Consider the following 10649-nt stretch of genomic DNA (forward strand, 5'->3'; position numbering starts at 1 on the left):
GGTGAGGGGCGGGCACGGGCGAATACGCCGAAGGCGCCGGAGGTTCCCGTTCACAGGGCGCCCGAGCAAGGAAGACACCGCGCCGCAGGCGTCCGTTGGGGGCGGTAGCCCGTCCCGACGCGCGGCGTCCCCGACGGGCGATGGCGGACGACGGGCGGGCCGAAGCGAAGCGGAGGCCCAAAGCGACGAGAAGGGCGCATACCGATGAGCGCGACGTTCCTGGGCATCCCGCCCTTTCCCGAGGCCGCCGCGGGCGCGGTCCACGACGCCCGGCTGCGGCACAACCTGCGCAGGGCCACGCACACCATCCGCGACAAGCGCGCCGCCGTCGTCGACGAGCTGCACGAGGACTGGCAGCGCCTGCGGGCGGAGGGCGCGGCGGTCAAGGAGCACACCCTGCGCCACCTGGACCGCTACCTGGAACAGTTGGAGGAGTCCGTCCAGCGGGCGGGCGGACGGGTGCACTGGGCCTCGGACGCGGCCGAGGCCAACGAGATCGTCACCCGGCTGGTCCGGGACACCGGCGAGACCGACGTGGTCAAGGTCAAGTCGATGGCCACCCAGGAGATCGAGCTCAACGACGCCCTCGCCGCCGCCGGGATCACGGCCTACGAGACCGACCTGGCCGAGCTGATCGTGCAGTTGGGCGAGGACCTTCCCTCGCACATCCTGGTGCCCGCCATCCACCTGGGCCGCGCCCAGATCCGCGAGATCTTCCTGGAGCAGATGGCCGAGTGGGGCGTGCCAGCGCCCCGGGGCCTGACCGACGACCCCCGGGCGCTGGCCGAGGCGGCCCGCGTGCACCTGCGCGAACGCTTCCTGCGCACCCGCACCGCGATCTCGGGGGCCAACTTCGCGGTGGCCGACAGCGGCACGCTCGTGGTGCTGGAGTCGGAGGGCAACGGGCGCATGTGCCTGACCCTGCCCCGGACGCTGATCTCCGTGGTCGGCATCGAGAAGATCGTGCCGACCTGGTCGGACCTGGAGGTGTTCCTCCAACTGCTGCCGCGTTCCTCCACCGGCGAGCGGATGAACCCCTACACCTCCACCTGGAGCGGGGTGACGCCGGGGGACGGGCCCCAGGAGTTCCACCTGGTGCTGCTGGACAACGGCCGCACCGACGTGCTGGCCGACACCGTGGGCCGCCAGGCGCTGCGCTGCATCCGCTGCTCGGCGTGCCTGAACACCTGCCCGGTCTACGAGCGCACCGGCGGGCACTCCTACGGTTCGGTCTACCCGGGCCCGATCGGCGCGATCCTCACCCCGCAACTGCGGGGGATGTCCTCGCCGGTGGACGAGGCGCTGCCCTACGCGTCCTCGCTGTGCGGGGCCTGCTACGAGGTGTGCCCGGTGGCCATCGACATCCCCGAGGTGCTGGTGCACCTGCGCGAGGAGGTCGTGGAGCGCTCCGGGCACGCGGGCGAGAAGGCGCTCATGGCGGGTGCCGAGGCGGTGCTGTCCTCCCCGCGGACGCTGCGCGCGGTCCAGCGGGCGGCGGGGCTGGGGCGCCGCGCGGTCCCGCGCCACCTGCCGGGCCTGGCGGGGGCCTGGACCGACACCAGGGACGTGCCCGACGTCCCGGCCGAGTCCTTCCGCCAGTGGTGGGACAGGCGCGGGAGGGAGGGCCGATGAGCAGCCGCGAGCGGATCCTGGCCAGGGTCAGGAGGGCGCTGGCCGACGTGCCCGCCGACGAGTCGCCGGTGCGGGAGGCGGGGCGCGGCTACGCCGACAGCCACGACGCGGGCCCCTCGTTGGAGGTGCTGGAGGACCGGCTGCTGGACTACCGCGCGCTGGTGCGCCGGGTGGGCGCCGACCGCGTGGCCGCAGAGGTGGCCGCCGCGCTGGAGCGCCGGGGGGCGCGGCGGGTGGTCGTCCCGGCGGACGCGCCGCCGGAGTGGTTCGCGCACGCCTCCGCCCAGCGGCTGCCCGACTCGCGTGGGGAGCCGCTGGCGGTCGCCGACCTCACCGGCGTGGACGGGGTGGTCACCGGCTGCGCGGTGGCCGTCGCCGAGACCGGCACGATCGTCCTGGACGGCGGGCCGGGCCAGGGGCGCCGGGCCGTCACCCTGGTGCCGGACTACCACCTGTGCGTGGTGCGCGCCGACCAGGTGGTGGACGGGGTTCCGCAGGCGGTCCGGCTCCTGGACCCGTCGCGCCCGCTCACCTGGATCAGCGGCCCCTCCGCGACCAGCGACATCGAGCTGAACCGGGTGGAGGGGGTGCACGGCCCGCGCACACTTGAGGTGCTGCTGGTCGAACCCGCTTCCTGAACCCGCTGGTGGGAGCCCCAGGGATGGGGCTTCCCCCACCCCCCTCCTCCGGGACACCCCCGGGGCAGGGGGGTGGAGGTCCCGATGGCGCCGGGCGGGTCGCCCTCCCTAGCGTGGGCGGTGACCACGACGGCACCGAACGACGGGACACCATGCCCCCTTCACCGCACCCCTCCGCCCCTGCCTCCTCGCGCGCGCTCCGGTCCGGTACCGCGCTCGCCGCGGCCGCCGCGCTGGCGCTGCCGCTCTCCCTGGCCGCGTCCGGAACGGCCGCGGCCGACACCGGCCCCTCCGGCGCCTCCGCCGACGACCTCCGGGCCGCCCTGCCCGAGCCCACCGGGGACCACCCGGTGGGCAGGACGACCCTGCACCTGGTGGACGGGGAGCGCGAGGACGTGTGGGTGGGCGGGCCCCGCCAGCTGATGGTCACCCTGTGGTACCCGGCGCGGGCGGACGCGGGCCGGCCCGCGCCGTACATGACCGAGGCCGAGTCCGCCGCCATGGTCGCGGAGCTCGGCCTGGAGCTGCCCGCCGACCTCCTGCACAGCGGGGTGCGCACCTCCTCCCGCCTGGACGTGCCGCCCGCGCGCGCCCGCGACGGGTTCCCGCTGGTGGTCCTGTCCCCCGGCGCGGGGCACAACCGGATCGAGCTGTCCTCGCTGGCCGAGGAACTGGCCAGCAACGGCTTCGTGGTGGCCGGGGTCGACCACGCCCACGAGGCCGCGCCCGTGGAGTTCCCCGACGGGCTGGTCACCGAGTGCACCGGGTGCCAGAGCGGCGAGTGGGCCCTGGGCGCGACCAACCGGGCCGAGGACGTCTCCTTCCTCCTGGACCGGCTCACCGGCCCCGACCCGGCGTGGCGGTGGTCGCGGGTCATCGACGCCTCCCGGATCGGGATGGCGGGGCACTCCTGGGGCGGCACGGCCACCGCCGAGACGCTCCGCGCCGAGGATCGGGTGGACGCCGGGATCAACCTGGACGGCCCCTACTACGCGCCCGCGGTGGAGGAGGGGCTGGACAAGCCGCTGGCGCTGATCGAGAACGACCAGGGCAACACCTGGGACGGCGTCGAGCAGATGTGGCCCCGCCTGGAGGGCTGGCGGCAGTGGATCCGCCTCGACGGTTCGGGGCACTCCAACAGCATCGACCGGGGCGTGCTGATGGAGCAGCTCGGCCTGACCGGCGTCCTCACCCCCGAGCAGTGGCGGGCCGTGTTCGGCGACGTCGGCGTCGAGCGCGGCCTGGAGCTGGTGCGCACCTACAGCCTGGCGTTCTTCGACCACCACCTGCGCGGCGGGGACCAGCCCCTGCTGGAGGACCCCGGGGCCTTCCACCCCGAACTGGTCGTGGTCGAGCCCGACGAGGGGTAGCCGACGCGGGACGGGCCGTCGGCACCGCGGCTGGTCGCGGTGGTGCGCGCTCGAACGCCTCCGGCCGCCCGCGCGGCCGGTCAGTCCCGCGGCCGCCAGGACGCCAGCAGCCGCTCCAGGGCGTCGGGGTCGGAGCGTTCCGGCGCGAACGGTGCCTGGTAGCGGGCCCCGGCGCCGCGCGCGACCCTGCGGGGTCGCGGGGCGGAAGCGGGCACGGGCCGCTCCTCCCGTGCCAGCTCGCCGTCCTCCCCAGCCAGGGGCGCCTGGTAGCGCGCCCCGCGCGGGGCGGGCCCGCGCTTCCTGCGCAGCCGCCGCAGCACAGGGGCGCGCTCGCGCACCGGCTCCCCGGGCCCGACCCGCTCCCCGGTGGCGGTGAACCGCACCGGCAGCTCCTCCAGTCCGTGCACGGCCACGGAGTCGCGCCAGCGCAGGTCCTCGGGATCGACGGCCAGGACCATGCCGCGCAGCCGGTCCACGGCGGTGTCGATGGCGGTGCGCGCCAGCTCGCGGGTGAGGCCGGTGGCGGGGCAGCGGTGCGCACCCGCGCCCCAGGACAGGTGGGAGCGGTCGCCGGCCCGGGCCATCGCGTCGTCGCCGCGGGCCACCGACGGGTCGGCGTGCGCGGAGGCGAGCCCCAGCAGAAGCGGCTCGCCCCTGCGGACGCGGACCCCGGAGAAGCTCAGGTCGGCGACCGGGTAGCGCCCGCCGAGCACGCGGATCGGGGAGTCGGTCCACATCACGTAGTCGATGAAGTCCTCAGGGGTGAGGGTGCCGCCCAGGTAGGCGGTCCACACGGCCGGGTCGTCCAACAGCCGGAACAGGGCGTTGCCGATCAGGTGGGTGGTGGGCTCGTGCCCGGACTCCCAGAGCAGCGCCAGCGCCCCCGCCGCCTCGTCGTCGGTGAGCCCGGAGGGGTGGGCGAGCAGCGAGCTGGCCAGGTCCTGCCCCGGGTCGGCGCGCTTGCGCGCGACCAGGCCCGCGAAGTAGGAGCGGACCGCGGCGGCGGCGGGACCGGCCCGGTCGGGTTCGCCGCTCCACAGCCTCGGGGCCAGGTCGGCCAGGAGGCGGCCGTAGGCGTCGGGCAGGCCGAAGAGCTCGTTCAGGACCAGGGCGGGCAGCGGGGCGGCGAACCCGCCGACGAGGTCGGCGGCGCCGTCGGCCGCGACCCGGCCGAGCAGGTGCACGGCGGCGCGTTCGACGACGGGGACCAGACGGGGCGTGCCCACCCCGGCCAGGGTGTCGACGAGGGCAGCGCGCAGCCGCCGGTGCTCCCCGCCGTCGCGGGCCAGGGCGGCGCTGCGGGCGGGCGCTGCGTGTCCGGCGCCCCAGGGGCGCGGGTCGGCGGAGAAGAGGGTGTGGTCGCGCAGGGCCTGGAGGTTCTCCCGGTAGCCGAGCAGGAGCCATCCGGGCACGCCCGGGCCCACCTCGACCGGGACGAGGCCGCCGTGGCGGTCGCGCAGCGCGTCCCAGGGCGCGTCGGCGCCGGTGCTCCCGTGCGGGGGGAGGGCGACCGGGCAGCGGGCGCCGCCGGGCCCCGCTGCCGGGGGGTCGTCGCGGCCGTCGGTCCCGGTTCCCTGGCGCATGGAGACTCCTCAGTGGCTGCGGATGCGAGGCGACGGTACGCGCCCCGTGTTTCCGCCGTGCTTCGGACAGGAAAGCTCCGCCTTTCCGGACGGGGCACCCGGTGACACGGAGGGCCAAGGCGGGGTTACCTCTCACGGCGCCCAGAGGAGCAGGTGTCGGCGCACCGGTGACGTTCGCGCCCCTTCCTCCCCCGGGACTCGCACCCGCCCGCCGCGGACCCGCCGGTCGGTAGGATGGCCTGCTGGTCGCACACCAGCGCCGAACGGAGGACCACGTGGGCAAGAAGGGCCGCGGGCGACAGCGCGGCGGGGACCGGCGGACGGCCGGGCAGGGCGCCCGGCCCTGGACCGGTCCCGCGCCCGGCGACTCCCCCGAGCGGGTGGTCTCGGAGGCGGTCGACGCGCTGGTGCTCGGCCGGGAGGGCGGCGGCGTGGACCTGGCCGCCGCTCGGCTGGCCGACGCCGAGGACCCGGCGCTGGCCGGGGCGGCGGACCGCGCCGTCCGCGACGCCCTGCTGGCGGGGGTGGCCTCGGCCTGGGCGCGCGGGTGGCAGCCCGCCGAGACGGTCCGCCAGGCGGGCCGGGTGCTGGACCCGGTGGCGGCGGCGGTGTGCGCCGACGCGGTGACGGCCGACCTCGACCGCCACTCCCCCGCCGCGGTGGACCCGCGCTGGACCGCGCAGGTGCGCGAACTGGGGGCCGCCGCGTCCTGGGGCGGCAGCGGAGACTACCTGTCGCACGTGGGAGCCGGGCACGGGCTGCTGCGATTCGAGGCGGTGGAGACGGCGCTGCGGCTGCTGGCCGCGCTGCGCGTGCTGCCCCCGCTGCACCGGCTGTGCCCGCCGCCGGGTGAGTTCCGCCCGCGGCCCGAGGGCGCAGCGCGGACCCCGGAGGCGGTGGACCAGGGCAAGCTGGCCCGCGTGCGCGCGCTGCTGGCCAAGGCCGAGTCCACGGATTTCCCCAGCGAGGCGGAGGCGCTGAGCGCCCGCGCGCAGGAGCTGATGGCACGGCACAGCATCGACCGCGCCCTGCTGGCCGAGGAACCCGGGCAGGCGCCGGAGGCCGCCTCGGGGCGGCGGCTGCCGGTGGACGCGCCCTACGACGAGCACAAGGCGGTGCTGCTGCACGAGGTCGCCGAAGCCAACCACTGCCGGGCCGTGTGGGACCGGGATCTGAGGCTGTGCACCGTGATGGGCTTCCCCGGGGACGTGGAGGCGGTGGACCTGATGTTCACGTCGCTGCTGGTGCAGGCCGAGACGGCGATGCGGGCCAGCGGTTCGGTGCGCGACCGGTCCGGCCGAGCGGCGGGCAAGGCCTTTCGCGCCTCGTTCATGTCCGCGTTCGCGGTGCGGGTGGGCGAGCGGCTGGCGGAGTCGGCGCACGCCGCCGAGGAGGCCGCCGCGGCCGAGACGGGGACGGACCTGGTTCCGGTGTTCGCCGCGCGCGAGCGCGAGGTGGAGGCGGCCGTGGCCGAGGCCTTCGGAGAGCTGACCTACTCGCGGGTGCGCGGGCCCGCCAGCGAGGACGGCTGGTACGAGGGCCTGGCGGCGGCCGACGCCGCGTCCCTGGGCGCGCACCGCCGCGTCGCCGACCGCTGAGCCCGCCGCCGCGAAAACCGGTGGCCGCACGACCGGACGAACCTGTACAACCGTGGCCATGCGCAAGTACCCGCGGACCCGGCATATCCGGGGCTCCCGCCTCCAGAGGGGCGACCACGGCCTGGCGGCCGTGCCCTTCTCCGCGCTGGCCGGACGCCACCTGGTGGTGGAGGAGAAGCTGGACGGCGCCAACGCCGGGATCAGCTTCGGCCCCGGCGGCGGGCTGCGCCTCCAGAGCCGGGGCCACTACCTCACCGGCGGCCCCCGCGAGCGGCACTTCGCCCCGTTCAAGGCCTGGGCGGCGACCGTGGCTCCGCTGCTGCGGCCGCGTCTGGGCGAGCGGTACGTGCTGTACGGGGAGTGGCTGTACGCCAAGCACACCGTGTTCTACGACGCGCTGCCGCACCTGTTCTGCGAGTTCGACGTCCTCGACACACGCGAGGACGCGTTCCTGTCCACGCCGCGCCGCCGGGAGCTGCTGGAGGGCGCCCCGGTGGTGTCGGTGCCCGTGCTCCACACGGGCCCGCTGGAGCGGTTGGCGGACCTGATCCGCCTGGTGGGCCCCTCCGCCTGCCGCACCCCCCGCTGGCGCGGGGCCCTGGCCGAGGCGGCGCGGGCGGCGGGCGCCGACCCCGGCCGCGCCCTGGCCGAGAGCGACTGCTCCGATCTCATGGAGGGGCTCTACGTCAAGGTCGAGGAGGGAGACCGCACGGTGGACCGGTACAAGTGGGTGCGCCCGGGGTTCACCTCCGCCGTCCTGGACTCGGGAACGCACTGGCTGGACCGGCCGCTGATCGCGAACGGGCTGGCCGACCCGGAGGTGCTCTATGCGGGTGTTCGCTGAGCTGTGCCCGGCGCCGCCGCGCTGGGACCTGGACTGGGCGCGGGTGCGCGAGGCCCTCCCGTGGGTGCGCGACCTGGCCGGGGTGGAACAGGATCCGGTGCACCACGCGGAGGGGGACGTGGAGACGCACACCCGCATGGCGTGCGAGGCGCTGGCCGGGCTGCCCGCGTGGCGGTCCCGCCCCGCCGCGGAGCGGGAGCGGCTGTTCGCCGCCGTGCTGCTGCACGACGTCGCCAAACCGCTGTGCACCCGCCGTGGGGAGGACGGCCGGGTGACCGCGCACGGCCACTCCCGACGCGGGGACCTCCTGGCGCGTCGGCTGCTGTGGGAGGCCGCGGCCGAACCCGGGGCGTCCGCCTCCGCGCTGGAGGCGGTGCGCTGGCGCGAGCACGTGGCGGCCCTGGTGCGCCACCACCAGGTGCCGTTCTGGGCGCTGGAGCGGCCGGACCTGCGCCGCATCGCGTTCCGGGTGAGCCTGGTGGCGCGCAACGACGACCTGGTGCTCCTGGCCACAGCCGACATCCTGGGCCGCCGCTGCGGCGACACTGCGGAGGTCATGGAGAACATCGGGCTGTACGGCGAGTACTGCCGGGAGCAGCGGTGCCTGGACCGGCCGAGGGGGTTCCCCTCCGACCACGCCCGGTTCTGGTTCTTCCGCAAGCCAGACCGCGACCCGGACTACGCCGCCCACGACGACACCCGTATGACGGTGACCGTCATGTCGGGGCTGCCGGGTTCGGGCAAGGACACCTGGATCGCTCGCGAGCGGCCGGACGTGCCGGTGGTGAGCCTGGACGCGCTGCGCGCCGAGCTGGGCGTGCGACCGACAGCGGACCAGCGGCCGGTGGCGGCGGCCGCGTACGCGCGCGCACGCGATCACCTGCGCGCGGGGCGGTCGTTCGTGTGGAACGCCACCAACGTCTCGCGTTCGCTGCGCGACCAGTGCGTGGATGTGGCGGCAAACTACCGGGCGCGCGTGGAGATCGTCTCCGTCGAGGCCCCGCCCCGGGTGCTGCGGGCCCGTCTGGACCGCAGGCGGGCGCCGGTACCGGCCGCCGCGGTGGAGCGCCTGGTACGGCGCTGGGAGTGCCCGGACCCGACCGAGGCGCACCGGCTCCTCCGGTGGACGGGCGCCTGAGCCCGCGCGGGACCGGGATTTGGGCACAGCCCGGGGTTTCCCGGCTCCGGGACGCCTGCTCCGCGGCGCCTGCGCCGGGCCGGTGAACGGGACGGTTCCGCGGGGACCGGGCGGCCCCGGACCGGTGCTTCGGCGCGCGAAGGCGGCCTACTCCCCCGCTTCGGGTGGGATCCGCCGGGGGCCAAGGGCGATTTCGGCGTTCTCCCGCGCGGGCCCGCGCGCCGCGGTTAGCCTGATGCCGTTTCAGCGGCTCACGGCACTTCGGGTGGTTTGTCAATGACCGAGCGCATCTACTCCGCCGTGAACGCGTGCCTGGACTGGGTCGAAACGATCGAGCCCCGGCCCGCACTGGACACCGGCAGCCTGCTCTTCCTGCTGGCCGCCCACATGGACGCCGGCGCACCCGACCCCGGGGACTGGTCCACCACCGACGTGCACGACATCGCCCGTACCGTCCGCGACTGGGACAGCGCGCCCGACAACCTCAGGGACACCTGGCTGACATGGTGCGACTTCCTGGTCGAGCAGGGTCGGCTGCTGTCCGCGGAGAGCCCGCGCCGCCTGCGCGCCGCCATCGCCACGGTCGACCTGGCACCCGGTGGTCCGCCGCCGCCCGGGGACCGGACCGACAGCGCCGCCCTGCCGCTCCTGGACCGGCTCGGTGTCGGCGCGGACGGTACCGCCGAGGCGCTGCCGACGGTCGTCCCGGCGGACCCGGCCGACCTGGACGCGGCGGCGCGCCGGTGCCGCCCCCTGTCCGAGGCCGCCCGGCTGGCGGCGTGGACGGGCGGGGGAAGGCCCCTGTGCGCCGAGGGGGACGACGCCCTCACCGCCGACGACACCGCCGGGGCCGCCGCCGACCTGGGGATCGCGCCCGCGAGGGTGGCCGCGCTGTTCGCCGTGGCCAGGGACGCGGGTCTGCTGCGCACCACCTACACCCGGGTGCTGCCGGGCCGGGCGGCGCGGGCCTGGCGGGACGGTGTGCCGGGGGCGGCCGCCGACGCCTGGGCCGACGCCCTGCTGGCCATGACCGACCTGCGCGGGGTGACGGCGTTCCTGCTGCTCACCGATCTGTTCGTGCACGGGGACGCACGCACGCCCGCGCAACTGGTGGCCGTGTACGGACCCGGGATCGCCCTGCGCGGGGAGGACCCGGTGGAGCACGTGCGCCGGGTGCTGGAGACGCTGGAGGGCCTGGGCGCGGTCCGCGGTGTCGGCGGCGGCCGGTTCCGCGTCACGGGCCTCGGCGACCACTTCATGGTGCGCCAACTGCGCCAGACGGGGGCCGACCTCGCACTGACCCCGCCCCTGTCCGGTATGGACGCCGAGGAGGTGCTCGCCCTGGCGGAGCGCGGCCGTCCGGTGGACACCGAGGGCCTGCTGGAGCGGTGGGTGGCCGCCCGCGACACCGAGAGCGCGGTGTGCGGCCTGTTGGAGGCCTGCGACGCCCCCGGTTCCTGGCGCCTGCGTGAGCGGGTGGCCCGGGTGCTCGCCTCGTTGGAGGAGGACCTGGGACCGGTGCTGGGTCTGTACGTGCACCACCCCGTCCTGGGCGGGTGGGCCCGGCGGCTGCGCGGCGGGGCCGCGGGGACGCCAACGTCGCACCAGGAGGTCTGGGCGGTGCTGGACGACTACGCGATCCTGCTGGAGGGCGGCGGGCCCCTGCCCGGCCGGGACCGGGACAGGTACGCAGGGTGCGCGGAGCGGTTCGTCCGCACGGTGTGGCTGACGGGCCACCCGGCCTCGGACGCGGTGCTGGACCTGCTGGCGGAGGGGGCGCTGGGTACGCCCCTGGCCGAGGCCGCCCGTCAGTTGCGCCCCGCCCCGGTCACCCCCTGAGCGGTGT

The 10649-nt window shown here is 76.3% G+C and carries 8 protein-coding genes; 7 read left to right on the forward strand and 1 reads right to left on the reverse strand.

Annotated elements, in window-relative coordinates:
- Positions 1–204: 204 nt before the first annotated feature.
- From ABD54_RS22985 to ABD54_RS22995, 3 genes are all read left to right on the forward strand, one after another.
- Positions 205–1632 (forward strand): lactate utilization protein B, encoded by a 1428-nt coding sequence (locus tag ABD54_RS22985; protein WP_047871618.1) that lies wholly within the window; start codon positions 205–207, stop codon positions 1630–1632.
- On the forward strand, positions 1629–2270 hold the full coding sequence (locus ABD54_RS22990; RefSeq protein WP_047871619.1) for an LUD domain-containing protein: 642 nt from the start codon (positions 1629–1631) through the stop codon (positions 2268–2270). Before ABD54_RS22985 ends, ABD54_RS22990 begins: the two co-directional genes overlap by 4 nt.
- 152 nt (positions 2271–2422) lie before the next feature.
- Entirely contained in the window at positions 2423–3640 is a 1218-nt protein-coding gene (locus ABD54_RS22995) for an acetylhydrolase (RefSeq protein ID WP_047871625.1), read from the forward strand.
- Between the two features lie 80 nt (positions 3641–3720).
- Here the strand turns inward: ABD54_RS22995 and ABD54_RS23000 are convergent, their stop codons facing one another.
- Entirely contained in the window at positions 3721–5223 is a 1503-nt protein-coding gene (locus ABD54_RS23000) for a cytochrome P450 (RefSeq protein WP_047871620.1), read from the reverse strand.
- 275 nt (positions 5224–5498) lie between these two features.
- Between ABD54_RS23000 and ABD54_RS23005 the strand changes: the two genes are divergently transcribed.
- The 4 genes from ABD54_RS23005 (at position 5499) to ABD54_RS23020 (ending at position 10642) form a co-directional block, all read left to right on the forward strand.
- Positions 5499–6821: a DUF2786 domain-containing protein gene (locus ABD54_RS23005; RefSeq protein ID WP_047871621.1), complete on the forward strand. Its 1323-nt coding sequence runs from the start codon at positions 5499–5501 to the stop codon at positions 6819–6821.
- A gap of 58 nt (positions 6822–6879) precedes the next feature.
- Positions 6880–7665, forward strand: a complete 786-nt coding sequence (locus ABD54_RS23010; RefSeq protein ID WP_047871622.1) for an RNA ligase family protein — start codon at positions 6880–6882, stop codon at positions 7663–7665.
- Positions 7649–8803: an AAA family ATPase gene (locus ABD54_RS23015; RefSeq protein WP_047871623.1), complete on the forward strand. Its 1155-nt coding sequence runs from the start codon at positions 7649–7651 to the stop codon at positions 8801–8803. Before ABD54_RS23010 ends, ABD54_RS23015 begins: the two co-directional genes overlap by 17 nt.
- A gap of 276 nt (positions 8804–9079) precedes the next feature.
- On the forward strand, positions 9080–10642 hold the full coding sequence (locus ABD54_RS23020; RefSeq protein ID WP_047871624.1) for a hypothetical protein: 1563 nt from the start codon (positions 9080–9082) through the stop codon (positions 10640–10642).
- The last annotated feature ends 7 nt before the right edge of the window (positions 10643–10649 follow it).

The sequence above is a fragment of the Nocardiopsis sp. RV163 genome (assembly GCF_001029525.1).
Lineage (GTDB): Bacteria > Actinomycetota > Actinomycetes > Streptosporangiales > Streptosporangiaceae > Nocardiopsis > Nocardiopsis dassonvillei.